Annotated in this window: 15 protein-coding genes; 9 read left to right on the forward strand and 6 right to left on the reverse strand. The window is 57.2% G+C overall.

Features of this window, described 5'->3' with window-relative positions; translation table 11 throughout:
- The first annotated feature begins 363 nt into the window (after nt 1–363).
- Nucleotides 364–1,872 (forward strand): arylsulfatase, encoded by a 1,509-nt coding sequence (locus tag Pla52nx_RS14710; RefSeq protein WP_146520945.1) that lies wholly within the window; start codon nt 364–366, stop codon nt 1,870–1,872.
- Nucleotides 1,873–1,914: 42 nt separating this feature from the next.
- Here Pla52nx_RS14710 and Pla52nx_RS14715 read toward each other — a convergent pair whose 3' ends face one another.
- Nucleotides 1,915–2,523, reverse strand: coding sequence for a hypothetical protein (locus Pla52nx_RS14715; RefSeq protein ID WP_146520944.1), 609 nt, complete (start codon nt 2,521–2,523; stop codon nt 1,915–1,917).
- A gap of 1,246 nt (nt 2,524–3,769) precedes the next feature.
- Nucleotides 3,770–5,353 carry a hypothetical protein gene (locus Pla52nx_RS14720; protein WP_146520943.1) on the reverse strand — a complete coding sequence of 528 codons (1,584 nt, stop codon included), beginning with the start codon at nt 5,351–5,353 and terminating at the stop codon, nt 3,770–3,772.
- Nucleotides 5,354–5,470: 117 nt separating this feature from the next.
- On the opposite strand from Pla52nx_RS14720, the gene Pla52nx_RS14725 reads away from it, so the two are divergent.
- From Pla52nx_RS14725 to Pla52nx_RS14750, 6 genes are all read left to right on the forward strand, one after another.
- On the forward strand, nt 5,471–6,175 hold the full coding sequence (locus Pla52nx_RS14725) for a PTS sugar transporter subunit IIA (protein WP_146520942.1): 705 nt from the start codon (nt 5,471–5,473) through the stop codon (nt 6,173–6,175).
- A gap of 24 nt (nt 6,176–6,199) precedes the next feature.
- Nucleotides 6,200–7,063, forward strand: coding sequence for a hypothetical protein (locus Pla52nx_RS14730; protein ID WP_197454713.1), 864 nt, complete (start codon nt 6,200–6,202; stop codon nt 7,061–7,063).
- 68 nt (nt 7,064–7,131) lie between these two features.
- On the forward strand, nt 7,132–9,453 hold the full coding sequence (locus tag Pla52nx_RS14735; protein WP_146520940.1) for a 4Fe-4S binding protein: 2,322 nt from the start codon (nt 7,132–7,134) through the stop codon (nt 9,451–9,453).
- A gap of 1,209 nt (nt 9,454–10,662) precedes the next feature.
- The gene (locus Pla52nx_RS14740; RefSeq protein ID WP_146520939.1) at nt 10,663–12,414 is read left to right on the forward strand and encodes a sensor histidine kinase; all 1,752 of its coding nucleotides are present in this window, start codon (nt 10,663–10,665) and stop codon (nt 12,412–12,414) included.
- A gap of 6 nt (nt 12,415–12,420) precedes the next feature.
- Nucleotides 12,421–13,143, forward strand: coding sequence for a response regulator transcription factor (locus Pla52nx_RS14745; RefSeq protein ID WP_146520938.1), 723 nt, complete (start codon nt 12,421–12,423; stop codon nt 13,141–13,143).
- A gap of 141 nt (nt 13,144–13,284) precedes the next feature.
- The gene (locus Pla52nx_RS14750; RefSeq protein WP_146520937.1) at nt 13,285–13,998 is read left to right on the forward strand and encodes a PEP-CTERM sorting domain-containing protein; all 714 of its coding nucleotides are present in this window, start codon (nt 13,285–13,287) and stop codon (nt 13,996–13,998) included.
- Nucleotides 13,999–14,753: 755 nt separating this feature from the next.
- On the opposite strand, the gene Pla52nx_RS14755 is transcribed toward Pla52nx_RS14750, so the two are convergent.
- The gene (locus tag Pla52nx_RS14755) at nt 14,754–15,389 is read right to left on the reverse strand and encodes a hypothetical protein (protein ID WP_146520936.1); all 636 of its coding nucleotides are present in this window, start codon (nt 15,387–15,389) and stop codon (nt 14,754–14,756) included.
- A gap of 409 nt (nt 15,390–15,798) precedes the next feature.
- Here Pla52nx_RS14755 and Pla52nx_RS14760 point away from each other — a divergent pair, with 409 nt between their 5' ends.
- Nucleotides 15,799–16,446 carry a hypothetical protein gene (locus tag Pla52nx_RS14760; protein WP_146520935.1) on the forward strand — a complete coding sequence of 216 codons (648 nt, stop codon included), beginning with the start codon at nt 15,799–15,801 and terminating at the stop codon, nt 16,444–16,446.
- 792 nt (nt 16,447–17,238) lie between these two features.
- On the opposite strand, the gene Pla52nx_RS14765 is transcribed toward Pla52nx_RS14760, so the two are convergent.
- From Pla52nx_RS14765 to Pla52nx_RS14775, 3 genes are all read right to left on the reverse strand, one after another.
- On the reverse strand, nt 17,239–18,375 hold the full coding sequence (locus tag Pla52nx_RS14765; protein WP_231742081.1) for a hypothetical protein: 1,137 nt from the start codon (nt 18,373–18,375) through the stop codon (nt 17,239–17,241).
- 379 nt (nt 18,376–18,754) lie between these two features.
- Nucleotides 18,755–20,368 carry a hypothetical protein gene (locus Pla52nx_RS14770; protein WP_146520934.1) on the reverse strand — a complete coding sequence of 538 codons (1,614 nt, stop codon included), beginning with the start codon at nt 20,366–20,368 and terminating at the stop codon, nt 18,755–18,757.
- 630 nt (nt 20,369–20,998) lie between these two features.
- Entirely contained in the window at nt 20,999–23,392 is a 2,394-nt protein-coding gene (locus Pla52nx_RS14775; protein WP_146520933.1) for an O-antigen ligase family protein, read from the reverse strand.
- A 216-nt stretch (nt 23,393–23,608) separates the two neighbouring features.
- On the opposite strand from Pla52nx_RS14775, the gene Pla52nx_RS14780 reads away from it, so the two are divergent.
- Nucleotides 23,609–25,060 (forward strand): IS1380 family transposase, encoded by a 1,452-nt coding sequence (locus Pla52nx_RS14780; RefSeq protein ID WP_342190172.1) that lies wholly within the window; start codon nt 23,609–23,611, stop codon nt 25,058–25,060.
- Nucleotides 25,061–25,992: the final 932 nt, after the last annotated feature.

The following is a 25,992-nucleotide window of genomic DNA, read 5'->3' on the forward strand; positions in this document are numbered from 1 at the left end:
GCGCCCTGAGCCGCGACGCGTCAGCGGCCGGGGCTTTGCAACGTTCCCACCTCATCCTCCATCGTCGTTCGACCATCCGAATCATAAACGTCCACGGAAAATGGCTCCCCTCTCCCCCAGTTCCTAGCGAGCCTCAAGCGAGTTAGGAACTGGGGGAGAGGGGCTGGGGGGTGAGGGGGCAATGCCGCCCAAAAGCGATCCGAAAACCAGTTCGCGCCACCAAAAAACCACTCACCACAGAACGCCTTGAGGCGCGCTGTCATCTCTTCCAAGGAACTTGGCATCGCGTCAATCGTTCGAGCATTTCGATTCCTCTTCGATTAGAATCTCACGATCCCCTACCGCCTGACCATGAGCAACGCCATGCACCGAAGAACACCACTGATCTTCCCCGTCGCCCCCATCTGCGTTTTCGTCTGCTGTATTCTGAGCACAAAATTCGCTGCAGCAGAGTCACTCGCCGGTACACGACCGAACATCATTCTGGTAATGACGGACGATCAAGGAATGGGCGACTTGTCGTGTTTGGGCAACGACGTCCTCAGGACTCCCAACCTGGACAAGTTCTATGAGATGTCGACACGGTTCACCGAGTTCCACGTCAGCCCGACGTGCGCTCCCACACGTTCGTCGATTTTCAGCGGACGCCACGAGTTCCGAAACGGAGTGACGCATACGATCAAAGAACGCGAACGGATGGCGTTGTCCACGACGACCTTTCCGAGTCTGTTGCAAAAATCAGGGTACGAAACGGGCATCTTTGGCAAATGGCACTTGGGCGACGAAGACGAGTACCAGCCGTACAACCGCGGCTTCAGTGAAGTCTTCATTCACGGTGCAGGCGGCATCGGGCAATCCTACCCCGGCAGTTGTGCCGACTTTCCGCCCAACCGTGACAACGAGGGCAAGTACTTTGACAACGTGATCTTGCACAACGACACGATCGTGCAAACCTCCGGCTTCTGTACCGATGTTTTCTTTCAAGCCGCGTTGGGCTGGATCAAGAAGCAACATGATGCCAAGACGCCGTTCTTTGCCTACGTCTCGACGAACGCGCCTCACGGGCCGATGTTGGCACCCGAGAAATACAAAAAGCGGTTCCGCGATCTGGGCTGGGACGAAGGCACGCAGGGACGCTACGGCATGATCGAGAACATCGACGACAACTTCGGGACGCTGATGGCCAAGTGTGACGAGTGGAACTTGTGGGACGACACCCTGGTGATCTTCATGACCGATAATGGTCAAGCCAGCCGGACCGGCAAGCTGAACGGAAAAAAGACAGACCTCTTCACCGCCGGATTCAAAACCGGCAAAGGATCACCGTTCGAAGGCGGAACCCACGTCCCCGCGTTCTGGCGTTGGAAGGGCAAACTGGGCGAAGGCGTCGATATCAACGGCTTGACCGCACACATCGACCTGTACAAGACCTTCTGTGATCTCGCCGGAGTGACCATCCCCGATGGCGTCCAATCGATCGATGGACGTAGCATGCTGCCACTGTTGGAGGACCCCAAGGCCGAGTGGCCTGACCGCGAAGTGTTTGTCCACCAAGGACGATGGGAAAAGGGAGCCGATCCGAATCAGAGCAAGTTCAAGAACTGTGCGGTGCGTACCCAACGCTGGCGATTCGTCAACGACAAAGAACTCTATGACATCGCAGCCGACCCGTACGAAAAAGTGAACGTGATCGAGCAGCACCCCGACGTCGTCAAGAAACTGCGTGCCGCATACGACCAATGGTGGACGGACACGGTTCCCTTGATGGTCAATGAGAATGCACCATACGCGCCGCAGCAGCCTCAAGCCGTTCGCTATGCCAAACAGCTTGAGACGATCGGCATTCCGAACTGGACGGCACCTAAGCTGTAGCGACTCTCGCCGATCAGAATCGACGAGCAATCGTCCCGGTTGTCACCAACCGGGGATCAATCTGGGCGCGGCGACGGAGAATCCGATCGCCGCGATCACCAGCGTCAATCCGATGGCGGGCTGCGGGATGCGGTACCGGGTCTCGATCCAACGCACCATCTCGATCAACACCGGCAGCAAGGCGCCGCCGATGGCAGCGGAACCGACCACGGCGATCACCACCGAGCTCGGCGCCCGTACAACGCCCATGTAGATTCCGATCACCGCTGAAGAGGTCGCAGCCCCATAAATCATTCGGCGATACAATCCGGATCGGGACGCCGCAAAAACGGCGGCAAAACCTGCCGCAAGCGGCCAAGCGAGAATTCCTTTGCGGTCGTACAGGATGACTTCCGCCGCGACGGCTTGCATCATCGCCGCGATCACCATCCCCCAAAACACGCGCTCGGCGCGGGGCGGAAACCAAGTGCCGACCAAGAAGCCCAGTGCCATCGCCGCAACGGTTGCCACGGCGCCGGCCATCATGTGATCTTCGCCTCGTGGGTTCAAGAACGCCGCCAAGATGGTTGCCGCGAGTGTGACGACAAAGAGCGTCGACAAACGAAACTGCAACGCCGTCTCGGTATCAGCAGTGGAATCATCCGAACTCATTCATCCGCCTTCAGTGGTATCTAAACGTCTCACGCGCGCTGATGGATTGTAGCAAGAGTCCGATAGTCGTTCGACTTTCCAAGTCGAAAACGAACAACACCATACGCCCAGACACTAACCATACGCTCTGAGCCGTGACGCGCAACTGTCACCTCCCCCAAGGCACTTGGGGGAGGTCGAGCAGAGCCCTTCAGGCGAATGCGAGGGAGGGGGCGTCTGCGCAAGTAAACGCTTGGAACTGGTAATACGTATGCCAGGGCGCGCTATCGACTTGGAAAGTCGAGCGACGATTGTCGTTCGACTTTCCAAGTCGAGAACGAACACCACCATATGCCCAACCTCAAACCATACGCTCTGGCCCGTGATCCCCCCTGTCACCTCCCCCAAGGCACTTGGGGGAGGTCGAGCAGAGCCCTTCAGGCGAATGCGAGGGAGGGGGCGTCTGCGCAAGTAAACGCTTGAAACTGGTAATACGTATGCCAGGGCGCGCTATCGACTTGGAAAGTCGAGCGACGATTGTCGTTCGACTTTCCAAGTCGAAAACGAACACCACCAAACGCCCAAACTCAAACCATACGCTCTGAGCCGTGACGCGCAACTGTCACCTCCCCCAAGGCACTTGGGGGAGGTCGAGCAGAGCCCTTCAGGCGAATGCGAGGGAGGGGGCGTCTGCGCAAGTAAACGCTTGGAACTGGTAATACGTATGCCAGGGCACGCTATCGACTTGGAAAGTCGAGCGACGATTGTCGTTCGACTTTCCAAGTCGAGAACGAACACCACCATATGCCCAACCTCAAACCATACGCTCTGGCCCGTGATCCCCCCTGTCACCTCCCCCAAGGCACTTGGGGGAGGTCGAGCAGAGCCCTTCAGGCGAATGCGAGGGAGGGGGCGTCTGCGCAAGTAAACGCTTGAAACTGGTAATACGTATGCCAGGGCACGCTATCGACTTGGAAAGTCGAGCGACGATTGTCGTTCGACTTTCCAAGTCGAGAACGAACACCACCATATGCCCAACCTCAAACCATACGCCCTGCGGCTGATTTGGGATACGTAACCAATGGACCGGCTAGCAGCCTGTTGATTTATTTGGTGTTGTCGAAATACTGGTGAGCCGTTGGCCGTAAGGCCTCGGGCATTGCGTATGGCCCGGCCGCTCACGCGTCGCGGCTCACGAACCCAACAGGCTGCTAGGCGTCAAACGATGTACCGTAGAAATGTCAGCCTAGAAAGGCTGACGTACGGATCAATAGCCGAAACCGAGGCGGACCATGATGCCGTCGTCCAGCGACAGATTGTCGACTTTGTTCTGTCGATAGTACAGTTCGCGGTCAAAGACGTACCCGATTTCCATAAAACCCACACGGCGTCCTTGCCGGATCATCTGACTTTGCCCCCATTCCCAGCCGAATGCGACTCGGATGTCATTGATGTCGACTTCGTCACTACGGCCGTCGTCACGCGTGATTGCCCAAGTTCCTCCGCCGTAGTCTGCGTTGAGATACCACCACACATCGTTCGTCCCCAGTGTTCGCCAATACCTCGCAAACTTTGGCTGTGGAAAGAAAATATCGAAACGGGTGAACGGGTTGGGTTGCCAAAGCAATCCGCCGGCAGGCAAGATCTTGATGTGGTTGCGGTCCAGATAATGGACGCCCAGTTTCAATGTCGACGCAGGCGTGATGCGAACCGACCCGAGGCCTTTGCCCATGATGCGAAACACATCGCTACTGGGTGAATCAAACTCAGAAAAAGCACCCACGCGCACGCCAAACTCAGCACCAAAGATTCGATTGGGATCCGATTGCCATCCGGTATCCAGAAACGCACTGAATGCTTTTGACGGCAAGTCTGCGCCGGTCGACGCGATCGGACCGTCCCAGGAATGAAACGAAAACGACGGAACCACATAGATCGGCTGAGTCGATGCCAAAATCGGAGGCAACGCGAATGCGATCGACACGTCGGTGTCGTTGGACATCAGCGAGTTGTCGTCGTTACTCGAGCCGATGAAGGTGTGACGGGCGCGAGGCCCCTGCAAGAATCGATACATGCTGAATCCTTCGCCGCCATATCCCGGCGTCGGGCCGAGTATTCCGCCCGGAAAGAGCGTTGAAGGGGATCCCAGTGGGTAAGCTCCGGCGCCGAACCCACTTGGATCATATCCACCCACTGGAGCCCCGTAGGTTGTGGTGCCAAACGCAGGTGGAGCAGGCTGTACACCGCCCGAGAAAAGTCCTCCCATCGACGGTACGGGTGATGCATAGCCGCCCGGATAAACCGATTGCGTGCCGTAACCGCCCGGAGTCTGAATCGAGTAAGGATCGATTCCCCCGCCATACGTAGCTCCCCCACCATACGTCGGTACCTGCGACTGAAGCGACGGGCCAGTCCCGGGCGCGAACGATTGTCCGTAGCTGGGTGCGAACCCTGGCGAGCCATACCCTGGCGAGCCATAACTTGGGGGCACGGCCAACGGTGCCAGATTGGTTTGTGGAACGCTCATGCTGCCGCCGGCTTGTCCCCAAACAAGACCAGAGCACGCAAGCGAAGCCAAGCAGCAGAGCAGCAGTGCAGCCCAGCGATCACCCAACTGCGAGATGCAGGCATAGCTGAGCGTCGAGTATTTGGGGCTCGCTGCGAACATTTCTGAAAGGAAACCTTGGCGGTGTCGTGACTTGACGGGAAAATGACTGCGTCGGCAAACGTATGTTGGCAATACTCGGCCAAGGAGCTGGCGGTCAAGTCGAGTCCCGGCAATCGCCCCTGCAAACTTGAGCGAAATCCTCCCCAAGAAGATGGAAACGGCGATTTTTTGCAGAAGATTCACGTCTTCGGGCTCAAAGCGTGAAAATTCGGGCGCAGCCAATTTCTCTCGATCGCGTACAATCCCGGCATACAGACCGCTGAAAACCAAACCCGCAACCCACACCGAAACATCCGTTCGATGGAAGACTTCGACCTCGCCCAGCTTGCCCAGTATCTCCACATCACGCCTGACAAAGTCGAGAAGATGGCGTTGCGTGGCACCATTCCGGGGCGGAAGGTCTCCGGTCAATGGCGATTCAACGAAGCCGACATTCACCACTGGTTGGAGGACCGGATCGGAGCCACCGAGTCGGAGGATCTGGGGCAGATGCAAAAGGTGGTCGACCGAGTCACCGGCCGACAGACGGACCAACAACCGATCCATCAGTTGTGTACGGTGGACACGATCGAAATACCGCTGTCGGCCAGAACACGCGGCTCAGTGATCCGCAACATGTGCGAAGTCGCCACACGGTCGGGCTTGATGTGGGATGCCCCGGCAATGGCCGAAGCTGTCAAAGCACGCGAAAACATGCACCCCACGGCTCTCGATTGCGGTGTCGCATTGTTGCACCCTCGGCGCCCTCAGACATCGATTCTTTCTGACACGGTCGTCGCGCTCGGGGTGACCCATTCGCCGATCCCGTTCAGCGATACCGGGCATTCCACCGACATCTTCTTTCTGATCTGCTCTTACGACGATTCTGTCCATCTTCGTACTCTTTCCACCTTGAGCCGACTGATCGCGAGCGACAATCTGCTCACCCAGCTACGCGCCGCTGGCTCAGCGGCCGAAGCTTGGGAGTGCATGCATGCTGCAGAAGAAGCATTGGAAACGGTCTGATTCAACACCACGAATGGATTCCATATGGCTAGCGGACAAAACACAACGACTGTGAATCGATTCGAGTCTTCTGAATCGGATGGCCTATCAACAAATGACACTCTGTTGTGGATCGGTCCCCATGAAACGGCGGAGTTTTGCGATGCGTTTGAGTTTTGTTCGGAGCACGCATCCCAGATCGCGGTCCGTTCCGACATCGAAGACGCGTTGCATCGAATGCCAGGCCAGCTTGGTGCCGTGCTCATCGCCTGCCCCGACGATTCTGCTTGCACCGCTCCATCGAACACGCCGCAATGGAGCCTGCTTAGCGAACTGGGCTGGCAACTGCCCATCGCTCCGCAGCGGTTTCTGATGATGGGCACCTTGTGCGCCGGACAGCGTCCCTCCGTTTCCGAATCGTTTGACGGTCAGACCTTTTACTGGCACGCGTGGAATCAGATCTTGCCGTTTCAACTGCAGCGATGCGGTGTTTCAGCGAAATCGGCATCGGGTCGAACGCCACACAGCCTTGCGATCGTCTCCGAAAGCCATGCGGCTGCGGACGCGTTGATGGAGGTGGTCGCCGATTCGGGTGCCAGCGTGGTGTGGTATCGCAACGAGCACCAGAACACCGGTCGAAACTTCGACGCCGTCTGGTGGGACGACTCCGCAGCCTCAAGTGCAACCGGCGCGATGTGGAATCTGCGAATGTCCGCCATGCGGTCCCCCAAGGCTCATCACGCCTGGATCACGTCGGCTCCCACGGCCAAGTCGATTCAGGACGCAAGACGCGGCGGCATCGATTGGGTGCTGAGTAAGCCGATGCGGATCGAAAGCCTACGCGCCCTGTTGGGATTGTCGGTATCATCGGGTCAGAAATCACAGCGACTAACCTCGCGTGCTGCCTGATTCGTCACGAGCTCTGGCGTTCCAGGGGCCTAGGGCAGCAGCTCGCCCGTCCTCCGTATCTGCTAGCCATGAATACCGTGTTGCCCGTCGTGATCGTTCTCACGCTTGTTGCCATCGCGGTGCTCTATGCCCTGACGCGATTTGATCGCGGCCGTAGTAACGCGTTGCTTCGGTTGGACTGGTTCGTGCCCATGCTGCGCCGATCAAAATCGGCCGACTCCCCGTCGCATTCAATTCCCGGTCGCGTGCTCCGTCGACTCGTCCCCGCGAGTTGGCAATCCAACCGCTCCACCAAACAACGCGGCAGATTTCGTAAAGCGTTGCGATGGCTCGGAATCACTTGGCTCGCCTCGCCCGTTCGCCGGATCGTGCAAAGCATTTGCTTGCTGAGTTTCCTGGTTCTGTTCCTGTACGTCTGCTGGCCGTACGATTCGCGGCCTGCCACGCCCGGCGAAGTGTCCGCGGGTTGGGCGATCAATGACATCGACCAGAACACGGGCGCGGTGCTACTTGTCTCGGACAAACCGAACTCGGACAACGCAAACTCGGACAACGCGGCGAAACAGACCGGTTTGCCAACTTGGCTTCAGCCATCAGACACGGGGGTCTTTCTCTTTGGTTCAGACTCACAGCCCATCGGACGGTTCACCATTGTGGACGGCTCCACCGACGGCGTGCGACTTGCACCGATCGGCGCGGTCACACCTGAGATGCTCGACGCGATGCTCTCTCCCCTGGCCGACTTTGCCATCCACGAGAAAGACTCCACGGCTTGGCCGTCACACTATGCGGACAACCTGAGTCGCAAAGAGATCATTCCCGCCGAGACGTTCTTGATCATTGATCCGCTCGTCAGTCTCTCGACCGCCATCGCGTCCAGGAGCTGGGTTTGGTCGCTCGTTTGCGCCGCCGCGATCTTGGTCGCGTGTTTGCTGATCCCTCGGGGATTCTGTGGCTATCTGTGCCCTTTGGGAACGACGATCGATCTGTTCGACTGGGCCATCGCAGGCAGAACCAAACGCTTTCGAGTACCCGACGATGGCTGGTGGGTGCACATCAAGTATTACTTGTTGGCCGGTACCTTGATCGCAGCCGTCTGTGGCGTACTTGTCTCTGGATTCTTTTCGGCGATCCCTGTGATCACGCGCGCGATGCTGTTTGCGGTGGACCCGCTGCAAACGGGGCTCACCCGCGGCTGGCACTTGATCCCGGCAATGAACTGGGGTCACGTGTTCTCTCTCGTGCTGTTCGCAGCAGTGCTGTGCCTCGGTTTCTTGCGGCCACGGTTTTGGTGCAAATACGTGTGTCCCAGCGGCGCGGTGTTTTCGCTGGGCAACCTGTTCCGAGCAACGGAGCGTAAAGTCGAGTCGTCTTGCATCAACTGCAACAAGTGCGTGGAGATCTGCCCGTTCGATGCGATCAAGCCTGATTTTACGACACGCACGACCGACTGCACGATGTGCCAAACGTGTGGAGGCGTCTGCCCGACGCACGCGATCAAGTTTGTTGAGCGAGGCAACTTGGTTCAGCTCAAGATCGCGGGCAGCCCGCCGACCAACGAAACGCCGCTCGGTCGCCGTGGCTTTCTGTCACTCGCTGCCGGGTCAACGGCAGCCGCTGTCGGCGGCGTGGGAGTTGCAGGTCTCACCAGGGGTTTTGGCGCCGATCTCGATTCGCCCGACGCATTGCACTTGGTACGTCCCCCCGGCAGCGTCCCAGAACGCGAGTTTCTGGACATGTGCATTCGCTGCGGTGAATGCTTCAAGGCCTGTCCAAACAATGTGTTGCAGGCGGAGGGATTTGAGCAAGGACTGGAGGGGCTGTGGGCGCCCATGGTCAACGCCGATTGGGCCGGTTGCGAGTCGAGCTGCAATGCTTGCGGACAAGTCTGCCCGACTGGCGCCATCCGCGCGCTGCCGATCGAGGAAAAACGTGTCGCGCGGATGGGGCTGGCTGAGGTCAACGAGAACACTTGTTTGCCGATGGCAGGACGCGAGGCCTGTGACTTGTGCGTCCAAGAATGCAACGCAGCCGGCTATCACGCGATCGAGTACACGCAGGTGGGCATCGAACTGGATGCCAATGGCCAACCGGTCGAAGGCACTGGGTTCTTGGCACCGCTCGTGATGCCCGACCTTTGCGTCGGCTGTGGTCTGTGCCAAACCCGATGCGTCGCGATCAACGTCAAGGACAAAGGCCTGCTCTCGGAATCAGCGATCGTCGTGGCGGCCGGCCCAGGAAAAGAAGACCGACTGATGACGGGGTCCTATCTGCAACTGAGGCAACTGGAAAGTCCCAACGACAAGGCGACGAATCAAGCGGAGGAGAGAGAACCGATTGAGCGCGAGATCGTATCAGAAGAAGATCCTTTCGGCCTCGACCCATTCTGAGCCGTCTGCACATGTACCCGGATGATTGTCGCATCGACAATTCCGTCGTTGGCCTGGATTCATTCATTGCTTCCGTCGGGCTTGCCCCGGACTGGTCAAAGATTAGTGTTGACACTGCAATTTTTGTCAATGTTTTTGTTCCACCTGTCGCAATCAAAGTGAGCCTCAGGCGCTAGCCGTGGGCCTGTCGCAATCAAAGTGAGCCTCAGGCGCTAGCCGTGGGCCGGCACCACAATCCGCCTAGGCCCTGTCGCAATCAAAGTGAGCCTCAGGCGCTAGCCGCGGGCCGGCACCACAATCCGCCTAGGCCCTGTCGCAATCAAAGTGAGCCTCAGGCGCTAGCCGTGGGCCGGCACCACAATCCGCCTAGGCCCTGTCGCAATCAAAGTGAGCCTCAGGCGCTAGCCGTGGGCCGGCACCACAATCCGCCTAGGCCCTGTCGCAATCAAAGTGAGCCTCAGGCGCTAGCCGTGGGCCGGCACCACAATCCGCCTAGGCCCACGGCTAGCGCCTGAGGCTCACTGGGGACACCAGCTGCGCCGGCAGTAGGGACATGAACACGGGTAGCCGTCACTTGTTTCCTCCGCCGAGGCATGCTCGACGGAAGGAGCTTCGCGGAACTGAAATCCATGTTACCCGCCAAACTTCAGGCAGCTTCCGGCTGGCCTGGATTTTTCATCAGCCGGCACGCGATAGAGAGCGTCCCGCGTAGAACGCATGGTTTCACGTTGAATTTCAAGCAAAATACCAGCACGACGCGCAAGCGAGTGAATAGAAGCACAAACAGACGATTCACTCGCTTGCGCTTCGAGCTAGTAAAGACGAGAAAAATGACTGTGCGATCAACTTTCTAAGCGGGACGCTCTCGATAGCGTACCGCATAGCATGATTGTGTTGTCGCACGCTGGGTGGTGCCATAGGCCCTGAGCCGGTGGCCGTCAGGCCACGGGTTACGCACTGAAGTGGATGCTTGGCACGTGTAAGATCCGGCCGCTCACGCGTCGCGGCTCACGGCGTTTGGTAGCGTCTTCCGCTTGGATAGATTGAGGATGGGCACTCTTGCCCGTCTGTGTGTTGAATGTCGGCCAAGAGTGGCCAACCTACGACTAAATTATCAAGCCGTTACGACCCACCGACTCACCCTTGCGTTCCCAATTTCAACTCAACCAACCTTCTGCGGCGAGTTCAGCGACAAGTTACGATAGGGCCATGCCACGTTCTCTGCTCCTCGCACTTATCGTCCTCGTCGCCGCTCCGATGGTCTTGCTCGGCTGGCTGACGACCTCGACGATGCGCACTCGACGGGAACAAGCCGAACGGAATCTGGCAGGTTTGTTGTCACAACGACTGAACGAATTCGACGAAGAAATCCAGCAGCGGTTTGATCGTTACGTCCGTGATTTGAGCAAAACGCTCTCATCGCGGTCAAACGCCATTGCGCTGCTAAAGGACATGCAGCGCAGCGAACCGATCCTTCGCACTGGGATCTTTGTCAGCGCCGACGGATTGATGCTGTTTCCACAACGGCCAAATGAAGCAGACGCGGACGCATTGCTCTTGTACTCGGCCCTCTCGGCAATGGTCGACGCCAGACCCAAGTCCAAAGCGGCGGAGTCCTCCTACGATGTGACCTCTGGATCGCCACAAGCCACCAGCGACGGCAAAGGCAAAGTGGTCAAAAATGGTCGCTCACGATCGTTTGATCCAACGCAAGAGGACGCAACGCAAGAGATTGCGGATCGCGTATTGCAAAGCAAAGGCGGCGCAAGCGCGATGCAGAGAACTGCACCGGTGAGCATCGAAAATGATCATCAGTGGCAAGTATGGTACATGGACGAGGGAGCACAGTTGGTGCTTTGGTTCGGCCGCACCGACGGGTCCGCAGTGGGTTTGTTGCTAGAACGTTCTCGCTGGATGTCGGACTTGATATCGATTTTACCCGATTCCATTTCCTCTGACGCAGAATCAGATGATCAATCGCCGGGACGCTCCAGTGGGTTCACGGCATTGGTCGATGAAACCCAGCGGATCGTTTATCGCTGGGGTGACGACATCGACGCAACGACCCAGCCAACTGTTTCTCGCGACGTCTCACCGCCACTGTCCAGTTGGCAGCTTCAATACCACGCGGCCGGTGAACTGCTGCCGTCTGAATCTCCGGTCTCGACCCTATCCTCGCTTGCCGCCGTCGCGATCCTCTTGTTGTCGTTGGGGGCCTATGTGCTAACATCAGTGCAACGCCAGATGGCGTCGGCACGTAGTCGAGTCAACTTTGCCGGACAAGTCTCCCATGAACTGCGTACACCGCTGACAAACATTCGCCTCTACACAGAGCTGGCGGAATCGGATTTGCAAAAGCTATCCCACGATGAATCGCGTGAATCGATCGGCCGTCGACTGGCCGTGATCGATCGCGAAAGCCGTCGTTTACAGCGACTCGTCTCCGGTGTCCTGGAAATGATTCGTGACAGCGGTCACCGAAGTGGTGTGCGTCGGGTATTGGTGAATCCCAACGAACTGATCCAGCAAGCGATCGAACAGTTTGAACCAGGTTTTGCAGCAGTCGGCATTTCGATCCAGCAGGACATTCAGTCAGACTCGCAAGTCATGATCGATCCGGATGTCTTTGAGATGATTCTCGTCAACTTGCTCAGCAACGTTGAGAAATACGCGGGGGCGGCAAACGGAATTGCCGCGGGGCAATGCAGGATCACCTCACGGATCGTGTCGGATCAACTTGTGGTCACGGTTTCCGACGACGGACCAGGCATCGCGCCGTCAAGCCACCGCCGTGTCTTTCAACCCTTCTCCCGACTGGACGATAGTATCAACGCACCCAGCGGGACAGGAATTGGATTGACGATCGCTCGTCGCGCCGCCGAACGACACTCCGGCGAGTTAAAACTTGTGCCCAGCGATCGAGGTGCAACATTCGAATTCAGATTACCCATTGAACAATAGCCAACGATGACGCTACGGATCTTGATTGCCGAAGACGATCGGAACACGCGTGCCGCGCTAGCAGAAGTCCTGCGGGGTGAAGGATACGAGGTTACCGAAGCAGCCGATGGCCGCCACGCGAAGGACTTGTTCGACGCCAAGACACCCGACATCGCGTGCTTGGACGTCATGATGCCAGGCTTAAGCGGTTTTGACTTGTGCAGACACTTTCGTCAGACCGCTCCCACCATGCCGATCTTGTTCATCACGGCAAAGAGTGAAGAGATCGACAAAGTCGTCGGGCTGGAACTTGGCGGCGACGACTACATCGTCAAACCGTTCGGGACCAAGGAAGTCATTGCACGAATTCGAGCGGTGACTCGACGCTGCGTCCCCGCAGACGATTTCACTCCATGCGGTTTCGGCACCGACGAATTCGACATGCACGATCTGCACGTGATCCCCAAAGAATACCGGGCTCGACGCGGAACGGAGACCATCTCGTTGACGCCGCGAGAATTACGGATCCTGCAGTGTTTGGCGGATCGGCCCGGCGAAGTCATCCCGCGGAGCGATCTGTTTCGTCAAGCTTGGGAGGACGACCACGTGCCCAACAGCCGAACGATCGATCAAACGATCAGCCAACTCCGCAAACGCATCGAGCGGAACCCAAAATCACCCGAAATCATCGAGACCGTGTACGGCGTCGGCTACCGCTTTCAGCCAGCCTCGTCCTCGCCAAAATTCTGAAATCCTGAACGTCACGTCATAAACCCTAAAATCGGCATGACAACAGCGTTCGTGTGACTATTCTGTAACGTTGCCCGTCATGTCCCTCCTGGAACATCCCGGTTTCGTTTTGCGACTCATTGAATTCCCCCCCGGTCCCTGATGTCACGCACCGCCTTTCAACTCATCGTTCTGTCGGCCCTGCTTGCGACGCTGGCCAACTGGCATCATGCGCATGCCGAGGTGATCGTTCAGATCGGAAATGGAACCGTCACGCCAGGCGGAACGATCACGCTGGATGTCATGATTTCCGGTACGGCCCCAGAAGACCTCGCAGAGTACGACGTGATCTTTGATGTCACCTCGATCGCTTCCCAAGCCGGTACCGCGTTGGAATTGGCTGCGTTGCAAAACGAGTCGTTCTTGCTCGATCCCAACTATGTTTTCTTTGGAACCGATGACGGCATGGGGGCTCCCGATCCGACGGCCAGCGCTGCCGTGTTCGACGGAGTCCCCGCGACAGCCATTGCATCACCGACACGATTACAAGTCGTTGATTTGGCAGTCGACGCAGCCGGCGACTTGAGCTTTGTCACAGTGGACACGCCTCGACTCTTGACTCAAATCGAGTTGGTTCACAACCTCGGTGCCGTCGACCCCGCGTTGACAGTGGGCAACACGTTCGATGTCTCATTGGACTTGTTTCTCGAGCCGTTCTTCTTTGATTTTGACGGTTTTGAAATCAACGTCGACAGCAGCATCAGCGGCACGGTCACCGTCGTCGCTGCGGTGCCAGAACCATCGACCGCATTCGCGTTGGCAGCAATGCTGATCGTCCCTCTGTCCATCCGGCGACGAAAACGCCTGCGTTGTTAGCCTGGGATCTTGAATCTTCAATCGTTCGACTCTCCGAGTCGAAAACGAACACCACCGTACGGCCAAACACAAACCATACGCCCTCCAGAACCGTTTGACCCGTAGCCGAAGGCGAAGGCAGATGCGGCAATTGACTCTGCGGTGCAATCCGGTCGGTGGCGGCGATAGTCGTTCGACTTTCCAAGTCGAAAACGAACACCACCGTACGGCCAAACACAAACCATACGCCCTCCAGAACCGTTTGACCCGTAGCCGAAGGCGTAGGCAGAAGCGGCGTTTGACTCTGCGGTGCAATCCGGTTGGTTGCGGCGATAGTCGTTCGACTCTCCGAGTCGAAAACGAACGCCACCGTACGGCCAAACACAAATCATACGCCCTCCAGAACCGTTTGACCCGTAGCCGAAGGCGAAGGCAGATGCGGCAATTGACTCTGCGGTGCAATCCGGTCGGTGGCGGCGATAGTCGTTCGACTTTCCAAGTCGAAAACGAACGCCACCGTACGGCCAAACACAAACCATACGCCCTCCAGAACCGTTTGAGGTGGAAGCGGCGTTTGACTCTGCGGGGTAATCCGGTTGGTGGTGGCGATGACGCCTGCGGCTAGTCGTTAAACGCGCACTGTCACCTCCCCCAAGTTCCTTGGGGGAGGTGGTAGACACGGGCAGAGCACGACAACCCCCAAAGACTGAACAACCCAGAGCCATCTTCATCGTCGAATGAATGCAGACGAAACCACAGCGATTTACTTGACAGCGTCACAGATGCGCCAAAATGGAAAGCAAGAAAATCGCTGCGCCCGCAGTCACCGTCCCAAGAACCATACCGAAACTAACCCCCAAAAACGCAGGCTCCATCTGCTGCCCAACGACGGCGCCCAATAACGTGACAAACGAGATGACAAACGCAAGCCCGAGCGCCACCGAACGATGATCGGAATAGGGGCCGGCCATCTCGGCGGGGATGCCGACGAACTTGCGAAAAAGCCAACCGCACACGAATCCCGCAACCGGAACACTGATCGCCATCGGAGAAAACGACTGGCCTCCGAACCAAATCATCAACGCGGCAATCGCTCCGCCTACACCTCCAAGCCAATCGGCTCGGATCGTCTCCACCCATGACGGAGGAGCCTGTATCGGTGCAGACGATAAGTTCTCGCCCTTTCGAGGTAGCGGTCGACCACGGGCCGCAACCTCAACAGCATCCGGCTCGACAGGTCGAACAAGGACTTGTTCCATGTTTCCGCCAATGATCTCCACTTCCGAGTTGCTGTCGATCCACTCACCTTGCGACCTTGCTGCGAAGCATAATTCGCCCACGCGAATCTGCCCGCCCGGCTTCAATGGGCCGCGGGTCATCGCTCGATCGCCAATCATCAAATCTATGGACATCTTCGCTTTCTCTCACTCTGCGAGGCAGCATCCGACTTCGTACAGACTCCCCTCCAACAGAAGCGTAACGGAGACGGATGCATGACGCCAAATGCCGTCGGGACGCGTCAGATCCTGATTTCGTCAACGGCTAACCTTTTTCGCGAAATGATATCCCGCTTTAGGGATCTAGTGGTCTGGGACAATTTGTCTTTAGGGTAGTGGATCTTGTTAAAGATCCCACCGCTACTGGATCTTTAACAAGATCCACTACGGCAGACCCTCACTTCTAGCTGTCCCAGACCACGAGTGAACACGCTGCGTACGACCACTTAGCGGTAACAAACCTTGGCCAGCGGTAGAACGCAGCGATCACCGCCGGTCAATTCTCAAAATACAGTCGATTCTCAAAATACACTGGACAAATCGCTTGACGCCATCTCAGCCGATTCCTCTTTGGATCAAGATCGCTTACACAGCATTCGTCGCGATCCTGACCCCGTACTACTGGCGAGAATACGGGCCGACCAATTTTCTCTATTTTTGCGATGTCGCGTTGTTTCTGGCTCTGATTGCGATCTGGACTCAACGCCCGATCTTCGCATCAATGGCTGCGGTCGGAATCACCATCCCGCAGATTCTTTGGCAAGTCGACTTCCTCGGTCAACTTGTCGGCCTGCCGGTTACGGGGATGACCAACTACATGTTTGATCCCGCGATCTCCCTGTTCGCTCGAGGATTGTCCTTCTTTCACTTCTGGCTACCGCTGCTGCTGATCTACATCGTGGTGAGACTCGGCTACGATCGCCGTGCATTCGCCGCATGGACTCTCGTGGCATGGGCTTTGATCTTGATCTGTTTCTTCGTCCTGCCCCCGGCAGGCGCCGCCGTCGAATTCACGAACCAGCCACGAAATGTCAACTATGTGTTCGGCATGGATGACACGCAGCCTCAAGACTGGATGCCTCAGTGGGCATGGTTGTCGACGCTGCTCGTTGGCCTGCCAGCTCTCGTCTACTACCCGACCCATCTGTGCCTGAAAACATTTGTCCCTTCGCGTGAACCCAGAACCGTTTGATCCGTAGCCGAAGGCGTAGGCAGATGCGGCGTTTGACTCTGCGGGGTAATCCGGTTGGTGGTGGCGATAGTCGTTCGACTCTCCGAGTCGAAAACGAACGCCACCGTACGGCCAAACACAAACCATACGCCCTCCAGAACCGTTTGACCCGTAGCCGAAGGCGGAGGCGGAAGCGGCGATTGGCTCTGCGGGGTAATCCGGTCGGTGGCGGCGATAGTCGTTCGACTCTCCGAGTCGAAAACGAACGCCACCGTACGGCCAAACACAAACCATACGCCCTCCAGAACCGTTTGACCCGTAGCCGAAGGCGAAGGCGGATGCGGCGTTTGACTCTGCGGTGCAATCCGGTCGGTGGCGGCGATAGTCGTTCGACTCTCCGAGTCGAAAACGAACGCCACCGTACGGCCAAACACAAACCATACGCCCTCCAGAACCGTTTGACCCGTAGCCGAAGGCGGAAGCGGCGATTGGCTCTGCGGTGCAATCCGGTTGGTGGTGGCGATGACGCCTGCGGCTAGTCGTTAAACGCGCACTGTCACCTCCCTCAAGGAACTTGGGGGAGGTCGAGCAGAGCCCTTTAGGCGAACGCGAGGGAGGGGGCGTCTGCGCACGAAAACGTTCGAGCATGGTAAAACGTTTTCCGGGGCACGCTATCGACTTGGAAAGTCGAGCGACGATGTCAGCCTTTCTAGGCTGACATACCCTGCGTTTGGGTCAGTCTGGAAAGACTGACGTACTCGAGAAACGGAATTCTGGCGAATCCCATTACGGGGTTGCTGGGTGATTGGGTTGTCAATTCGACAAACCAGCTTCAACGGTATTGGGGGTTGCCATTGCAGGAGGAACGATTGGAGTTCCCCCGTCATCGCTGTCATTCGCAGCGGCTGCTAACGCGGCAGTTCCCGCGATCGCCGCCAGGCCAGCAGCACCACCACCGCCGCCGCCTGAACCGCTGCCGCTGCCTCCTCCCCCAGTTCCGCCTCCGCCTGTTCCACCTCCGCCAGTCATCCCGCCGGTTTCGGCGATGGGTGTTCCATCGTCCACCGGTGTTTCGTCGCTACGCTCATTCAAGTCTGCTTCAACTTCTTGTTGAACAGATGAAAGGATTTGGCGTGGCATCAACAAGATTTCCAGAGGAGCTTCTGTCGCTTGAGCCGACGTCGTCAGCGTGGTCGAAACCAAACTCTCACCGGGGCCACTGTTCGCTGACACTTCAAAGGAGAACGCCGAATAGCCAAGCCAACTGGTTGCAGTGACGTAGTAAACCCCCGGCTTCAGGCTCGGTACTTTGAACCAACCGTTGGCCTCTGGTGATACACGCTGAATCTGCTTCCCTGCCTGATAGATCACGACATCCGTCCGATTGCGATCCAAGTTCTGTTTTTGACCGGCTATCGCGTAGACCCGACCTCTCAGCACGCCGTCTTGACTGAGTTGAGTTCGGTAAAAGTGTTTGGGGCGAGTCGTCGTGTTTTCAAAGTCCACGTAATCGTGGTAGTCGTAATGCGGCTGCTCATAGGGCATGTAACTTGTGTACGCGCGAATCTGGGTATCATTGCTGACCGGGATCACCGGCAACTGATAGGGCGTCACTGCTTCTTCATTGGCAGCTTTCTCGGAAACGTACACTCCAACGGCGGCGTAGATCCCCGGTCCAGTGACCACAATCCCATGAGGCCCCGATTCGACGTGTCCAAGACGCACGAGCCCGTCGCGAGCGACCGATGCAACTTTGTTCGTGCCATCCTTTGAAAACAAACGGACACGGACTCGATCGAGTTGCTGCTGTGGCAGCCCTTCCAAATAGACGATTTGAATCCGCAACTGACCTTCGTCTGTCAGCGCATAAAAGTCTTGAGGAACCGTGTTGTCCATCGCTACGAGATTCGCATCAATGTTTGCGAATTCTTCACGCGGTTGTTGCGCCATCGCGGGGACACAGCACGAAACTGCGACAACGGCAGACACAACCATCAAACATTTCGACAACCGGTACATAAGCACCTCTCAAGGTTAGACGCACTACTGAGCGTCGGTGAATTCGTTGGGTCCAGCATCTCCCCTCGGCGCGGGGAGTAGAGGAACACACCTCCTAGAGTACCCAGACCGTACGCCGGGAGCAATCCCCTCGCATTTGACGAGGTTCGCAGCCACCCTAGTGCATCATCCGGTCTTGATTTTGGGGTTAGCCGTTCTGGCGTTAGCCACGGTTGTGTCACGAAAACCGTGGCTAACGCCAAAACGGCTCATCTACCGAACCCACGTTCTAAGACTGGACGATGCACTAGCCTCCGCTGGTGTTCCGGCTTCACTCGGAATCCCCAGGCTCCGCTCTCGCGACCGACGTCACCACCAGCAGGCACCCCAGGATCAGCCCCGAGACCGCCCCCATTGCTCCTCCGATGGCCAAGTGAGGTGACAGGGCGGGGTCAGACTGCTCGCCGGGCATCGCATCTTGCAAGATTTCGACGCGAGTCTCGGCAACCGGGGCAACCACCGGGATACTTTCCAGCCTCGCCAAGATTTGATCGCGGAGAGCCTCTTCTGTCGCGATCTCCTTGCGAATCCGCTGAGCTTCCTCCAAGACCCGCTGTTGCACTGCCACCGTCGCAGCGGCTTGTTCCGCCGCCAAGCGGACTGCTTTGAGCTCGTCGTCGACCTGTCGTTGCTCAGACCGCAAGGCACTCAGAACGACAGAGACATCTTGATCGGGTCCTTTTGACTCGCCCTCCCCCGGATCGGATTGGCGAAATGGAGAGGCAGCCGCGGGCTCAGCGACCCCGGGCTCTGGACCCAACGGCGGCAACAGGTCCAATTTCATCCGCACGTCGCTCATCCGCAAATCGACCGCCTTGACCTGCGGATGCTGTGCACCGAACTGCTTCAACAAACGATCCTTTTCCACCTGCAGCGGGACCAGGTTTCTGCGCACCTCGTCGGCGACCTTTTGTCGCTCGGCAACTTTTTCCTGATACGCTTTTTTCGCCTTCGCTAATTCAGCATCGCGTGTCCCCTGCTGTGGATCTCTCGCGTCTCTCCGATGTGAAACTTGCCCCAGTGCCGTCAAGACGATTTCGGCACTCGCACCTTGATTGATCAGCGACTCCACCCCACGCGACTTCGAACGCATGTCACCTTGTTCGGACACCAAGCTCTCAACGCGTGGCCTCAATTGACGCAGTTGTTCCGCAGCAACGGACATAACCTCACCGTCCACAAGACTTGCGTCAGTGGGCACATCGAGCTCCGCCAACTGCTCTCTCAAGTCGACCAATCGTTCACTCGGATACTGCAGCAGCTCACGCATGACATCAATGGATTGCTGCCAATCGGTCTGCGTCCCCTCTGTTGTAACGAACTTCTGAAATCCAACCGCGATCGCATTGGCCATCTGCTGACTGGAGGACGGCGTGTCGGCAAAACAATGCACGACGTAAACATTGCCCATCGAATTGGCGACGGGCGCGTCGATCCGCACCCGACCACTCTGGGATAAGACCGCTGCCAAGCTAGCCGACGTTTTCTGGGAGACTTGCTGCGCCTCCCGAATTTCGGAAAGCTTGCTTAACTCGCCGGCACTCACCGCCAAATCCACTACCCCTTGGCTCAAAAACAGCAACCGATCATCGCCAACTCCTTCTTCGCCAGCCCCTTCCGCTGAACCCTCCAGCCCCACCACAGTCGCTGCCGCTTCGGTCGACGCTTGCTGCTGGCTGGATCCCGCAGCCACAGAGTCGTCGGTCGGTCGCGTCACATCGGATGAGCCACCAGGCCGAGAAACCTGAATGGTCGTCGAAGCATGAAAGCGAGGCTTCTTTTTGACGAACGCAAAGTAGCCGCCGCCGAGACCAACAACGCCGCCCAATACGCCCCACGCAACAATGGAAAGCAGGCTGGATAGGAAAGTCTTGGGCGCGCTCACACGATTACCAAAATAAAGGAAAAACAGATTCAATCGTTTAACGCCAAGCCGCAGGCGACATCGCCCCGTCATCCGTGCGCCGATGGGCTAGCCACGGGCATTGCAAGGGATGTCTGCCGATCGATGTACGTGGAAGTAGCAACTTGATTTACGTTGGAAATGAGGACGCTGCCGTTTGGTACATCAGCCGCGACGCGATCGAGAATGTCCGGCCTAGAACGACGTCACAGAACATGGCTCCCCTCTCCCCGCAAAGTAAGGCAAGTGCTGCTTGCCTTACTTTGTGGGGAGAGGGGCTGGGGGTGAGGGGCTGAAACCGATCGAAACTGATGATCTGATTCACTATGAAATTGTCTGCGTGGTATCTCAAACCTACTCTTCGGCAAGCATACTTGCCAGTACACGTTGCCCCCTCACCCCCAGCCCCTCTCCCCCAAATCCTGGCTCGCTTAGGCTCGCCAGCATTTGAGGGAGAGGGGAGCCATCATTTTTTTTGAACGCACCTCTAGTCGCTCACTTGCGCGACGAGCTGGTAGTTTGTCGACGATTCGTCGACCTAAGCCGGAGGGGCTCGATAGCGTCCGGTTCACCCGGCGAAATCTCAGGCCCGCGGCTGCCGTCCGATCACTCTCATTTCTCCGACTCCAGCCGACGGCGAACGTCTTGAATCCATTGTATCGTGTCTCCGCCGGGATAGACAGCGGCGAGCCGTTCCAGCTGACGCAGTGTCTCGGCATTGCGGCACCGTAGCGTTGCTGCTTGCTCCAGCAACACTTGACTGGACGCACTGGCTTGCGGATGCACCATGTCCAACTCCAGCAACATGATTCGCGCTCGATCGTCCAGCGGACACAGCATCAACGCCGCCATCGCATGCTCCCTCGCCTGCAACCAAACGTTCACATCCTGCGTCGGCAAGATCAAGCTTTCGATGGCAACTCCTGTCGGTTGACCGAACCGGTGGTACGCGCGTCGGACATTCCTGGGAGAAACCCACCGCGTCGCGTCCTTTGCCGCAACCTGCTCGGTTTCGATCAAATAAATCGCGCCCAGACGACGCTGCTGTGCAATCATCAACTGCGCCAACACCAAGTGAGCTTCCGAGTGACGCGGAGACCGCCTCAAAACCGTCTGCACATCCTCGATCGCTACCTCAAAATCCGGTAAATCGCTCGCGTTGTACTTCAAGTATCGATCGTGCATCAAACTCGCTCGCTGAACGACCGCGCTGTCACGCAAGTCCAACGCAGCCCAGTAGAGACCGACCGACAGCACCACCAACGCTGCGGCGCCAACCAACCAAGAAGCACCCCGTAATGGGATTCGCCAGAATTCCCGCCCCTCCCGTAGCCGGATTCGCCTGAATCCCCCTCGCACCGACTCAGCTGCATCATTCCCCGTCCCCATTTCCAACGCGTCATCATCTCCAGCTTCGCTCCTCGCTTCACTGATTCTTCCTCCAACCTCACCGTCGATTCCCACCAGCGCACCGCACAACACTGCAACGGTCAACAGCAGCGGCGGCTGCAGGATCCCAAAGTCAAAACTTTGGGTCACCAAAGTCGCAGGCAAAATGAATGTCATCGTCGTCGTCAGTGCGGCGACATCGGTCGCGCGCGAAGGCGACACAAACGCGTTTGGCAACATCTGTCGGCGAAGTACTCGGATGAATGAGACGAGGCCGGTCACCAGCAAAGCCCAAAGCCAAACGCCGCCTTCGACCAACCATTCGACGTGCATCCCATCGGCATTGACAAACCAAGGATGACCGCTGCTTTGCTGATACGGCAGATAAGCAAATCGGTAGCTCCCCAGCCCCGATCCCATCCAAAGGTAATGCCATGCCGCACGCAATCCGTCCTGCCAGTGACGCAGTCGTGGATCGTTCAGTGCGTTGCCATCGGTCAACGTTTGCAGACGCTGCTCCGTACGGTCTTGGATCCCCAGCCCGCTGAGTAAAAACCAAGCAACGGCGACGACGACGGTCCCCAGCAGGATTTGATTGACAATGGCCCCCCGCTTCAACTTGGTCAGCCCCAGCACCCCAAATCCGGCCAACATCCCCAACGCACCGCCTCGCGACTGACTGCCCAGCACCCCAGCAGCCAGCAAAGTGACCAATAGCACGACCGCGACCGCTCGCCAATCATTGATCCACTGAATCAAGTGCCGTCGTTTTCTGCCAGCGCTCGACCAACCGGTGCGACCAGCGATCATGGCCAACCCACCCAAGGCACATCCCAGGGAGAGGTTGAGGTAACCCGCGCCGGTGTTGTTGTTGACGAAGGGACCGAACGGATCGTGCGCACCGACCGGAGAAATGATCAACCTTTGCCGCAACTCGACCTCGGAGTCCCTCGCCAGCCTCAAGGAATCGGCTAGTCCAAAGAACGAAAAAACTCCTCCCGCCAGAGCAGTCCCCAAGATCACCAGCCTCACGCACCGCGGTCGCGACACACACATCGCCCCCAACCAACATGCGATTCCAAAGAATGCGGGAACGGACAGGGCGTTGCGAGTGAATGTCGGCGCAACACTGATCGATGCCCCGCTGCGTTGAGCCAAGTTGCCAGCGACATCCAACTTCGCCGCTCCTGCTTCCATGACCAACGTCTCAGGTATGCCCCTCCACGCCTCTGCGGAGCCCGCCGACATCAGATCCAACGCCCACCAAGGCAGCGAACAGCACTGAAAAAGTGCAAACAGCCAAACCAGCATCGCCAACGTGACCGGCAATGGAATGCGCAAGCCGCGTCGGGAACGCTGCCCTGACTTAGAAAAACTGCCTGCCCCCGAGAAATCGTCGGTTGCCGCTTGTTCGTTTCGACGCCCCCACCACGACAATAACCCGACAGGCACTAGTCCCAACAGCGCAAACGCGACAACGGCCTGTGTGATCAAGTACCCGCCGCCGTCATCCCACGCAGACCAAATCGCTATCGAAGTCAGCCCCAATGCCACCAGCCAACAAAACGCATTCGCCACACGGCCCCAGACGCTCGCCGATCCAGCGAGTCGCGACACGTCAGCGGGCCTTTGACCGGACTGCTCAAAGATTAGTGTTGACACTGCTATTTTTATCAATGTTTTTGTTCCACCTATCGCAATCAAAGTGAGCCTCAGGCACTAGCCCGGATATTGCATCCGAAAATTTGTTTCCCCCTATAGCGCAAGAGCCTTAGTCCTGGTATGCATTGGAGTTACAACACTTCACACATCCCAAGCCCAAGGCTCTCGGCAATGACAAAGCGTAATCGAAAACGAGCTGCACTGAAACGCCTCCGTCGCCAAGCTGTCGAGTTTGATTTTGATGGCGGAACGCTCACGTCCGACGCCGGATTGCTACTGCTTCGCGAAGTCGATCAACGACTCGGCCTGATCCGCCGAGTCGACGCTTGTATTGCCGATCCACGCGATCCTATCTACACCGCACATCCGCAGGCCGAGATCCTGACCAGTCGTATCTTTGGAATTGCGGCAGGCTACGAGGACGGCAACGATCACGCCCACTTGCGGCATGATGCAGCCTTTCAAGTCGCTGCCGGACGCACGCCTGCACAGAATGACTATGACAGCGACGAACACGTTCCTTTGGCCAGTCCGTCAACGCATTCACGTTTCGAAAATCGTGTCGATCGCAAAGCGATGCTGGCTATCCACGAAGAAATCGTAAACACCTTTCTGGACAGCTACGAGAAACCGCCCGAAGAAATCACCTTGGACTATGATGCCACAGATGATCCGACGCACGGCAATCAAGACAAAAACTACTTCAATGGATTCTACGACGGCCACTGTTTTCTGCCGCTGTACGTGTTCTGTGGCTATCAGTTGCTCGTCGCCTACCTACGTCCCAGCAGTTTTGGCGCAGCCCATCACGCTCGCGCGGTGACCAAACTGCTGGTTCAAAAGATTCGTTCGCGATGGCCGGAGACGAAAATCATTTTACGTGGCGATGGCGGATATTCTGATGAAAGACTCATGCGTTGGTGCGATAAAAACGACGTCTACTATGTCTTCGGATTGCCCAAGAACAACGTCTTGATCCGCAATATTGCCTGCGAAATGACCCGTGCTCGACTTGAGCATTTGAAATTTAAATCCACGCGAACGCTTTTCAAATGGTTCCGTTATCGCACTCAGGAAACATGGGACCGTCATCGCTGGGTTCTCGGCAAGGCGGAGCACGGCGACAAGGGAGCCAACCCGCGTTTCGTCGTGACAAACCTGCCCAGTGCCCAAGGGATCGTCGAGCCGACTTATCATCGCCCTCGCGTGGACGGCAAACAGGTTCGACAAATCCTCGATCCTGGAACGATCTGCAGTGTTGCTTGGAACCCGAAGGATTTCTATCGAGAACGTTATTGTCAGCGTTGTGAAATGGAGAATCGGATCAAGGAACAACAGATGTGTTTGTTTGCCGATCGAACCAGCTGCACAGACTTCATGGCCAATCAGTTTCGTTTGATTCTGTCGTCGTTGGCGTATGTGTTGGTCGACGGAATCCGCCGGTTGGCACTTCAGGGCACTACACATGCTCGGATGCGTGTGGATACGATCCGCTTGCGTCTGTTCAAGATTGCCGCGCGAGTGCGCGTGACTTGTCGGCGAGTGATTTTTCACCTTCCGACTCACTGCCCTAGCGCGAGTCTCTTTAACGAAGTCATGGCGCGTCTTTGCCGAAGCGACTAAGGGCGGCAACCCTCGAGGAAAACGCAACCACGAAGCGAATCATTCGCTTGGGGGAGGGGGGGCCTTCTGCGCGGCGCTGCGAAAGCCCCCATCAAAATCAAATCATTTCCCAAAAGCGGACGTATCGAACTCGCAACCCCGCGTCAATAACCGATGGATGCAATATCCGGGCTAGCCGTGGGCCGGCACCACTGTCGCAATTAAAGTGAGCCTCAGGCGCTAGCCGTGGGCCGGCACCACTGTCGCAATTAAAGTGAGCCTCAGGCGCTAGCCGTGGGCCGGCACTGTCGCAATCAAAGTGAGCCTCAGGCGCTAGCCGTGGGCCGGCACCACAATACGCCTCAAGCACTAGTGCATCGTCCAGTCTTAGAACGTGGGTTCGGTAGATGAGCCGTTTTGGCGTTAGCCACGGTTTTCGTGACACAACCGTGGCTAACGCCAAAACGGCTAACCCCAAAATCAAGACCGGATGATGCACTAGCCCGAATTATTTATGCGGATGTTTGATTTTAGCGCAAGCAGATTCTCGACAATGAGTTACGTCACCGCCAGGAAATGCAGTGTTTTTCACAACCCGACGCGTAAGCGAGGGATTCACCGAGTATAGGCAGAAATCCCATGTGAAAGGAATTCTGGCGAATCCCACTACCAAGCAGCAGACAAATCCGTACCTGTCGTAGTGGACGAGGTCACGAGTCCCCGCAACTGACATCGTCAGAAATCCCATACGAAGGGAATTCTGGCAAATTTCACTACGGCGATTTTCCAAACAACCCAATGTCCAGGCATCCAGAAAAAACAAAGACGCGGGCTTCATCGCCTCCTCAGACCACCCCGACACCCCCTACCCTGCTTCAGGGCTGTGTACTCACCGCATCAAAAATAAAGCAGGGTGCGCCTGTGCACTAGGCTTCTGTGCCCCACCGCTCACT

Origin of the sequence: Stieleria varia (assembly GCF_038443385.1) — a bacterium.
In the GTDB taxonomy this organism is placed as follows: domain Bacteria; phylum Planctomycetota; class Planctomycetia; order Pirellulales; family Pirellulaceae; genus Stieleria; species Stieleria varia.

Coding starts and splice junctions, on each gene's coding strand:
- Pla52nx_RS14710 (WP_146520945.1), top strand. CDS start 364: ATGCACCGAAGAACACCACTGATCTTCCCCGTCGCCCCCATCTGCGTT.
- Pla52nx_RS14755 (WP_146520936.1), bottom strand. CDS start 15,389: ATGTCCATAGATTTGATGATTGGCGATCGAGCGATGACCCGCGGCCCA.
- Pla52nx_RS14725 (WP_146520942.1), top strand. CDS start 5,471: ATGGAAGACTTCGACCTCGCCCAGCTTGCCCAGTATCTCCACATCACG.
- Pla52nx_RS14750 (WP_146520937.1), top strand. CDS start 13,285: ATGTCACGCACCGCCTTTCAACTCATCGTTCTGTCGGCCCTGCTTGCG.
- Pla52nx_RS14765 (WP_231742081.1), bottom strand. CDS start 18,375: ATGGCGCAACAACCGCGTGAAGAATTCGCAAACATTGATGCGAATCTC.
- Pla52nx_RS14745 (WP_146520938.1), top strand. CDS start 12,421: ATGACGCTACGGATCTTGATTGCCGAAGACGATCGGAACACGCGTGCC.
- Pla52nx_RS14780 (WP_342190172.1), top strand. CDS start 23,609: ATGACAAAGCGTAATCGAAAACGAGCTGCACTGAAACGCCTCCGTCGC.
- Pla52nx_RS14715 (WP_146520944.1), bottom strand. CDS start 2,523: ATGAGTTCGGATGATTCCACTGCTGATACCGAGACGGCGTTGCAGTTT.
- Pla52nx_RS14740 (WP_146520939.1), top strand. CDS start 10,663: ATGCCACGTTCTCTGCTCCTCGCACTTATCGTCCTCGTCGCCGCTCCG.
- Pla52nx_RS14730 (WP_197454713.1), top strand. CDS start 6,200: ATGGCTAGCGGACAAAACACAACGACTGTGAATCGATTCGAGTCTTCT.
- Pla52nx_RS14735 (WP_146520940.1), top strand. CDS start 7,132: ATGAATACCGTGTTGCCCGTCGTGATCGTTCTCACGCTTGTTGCCATC.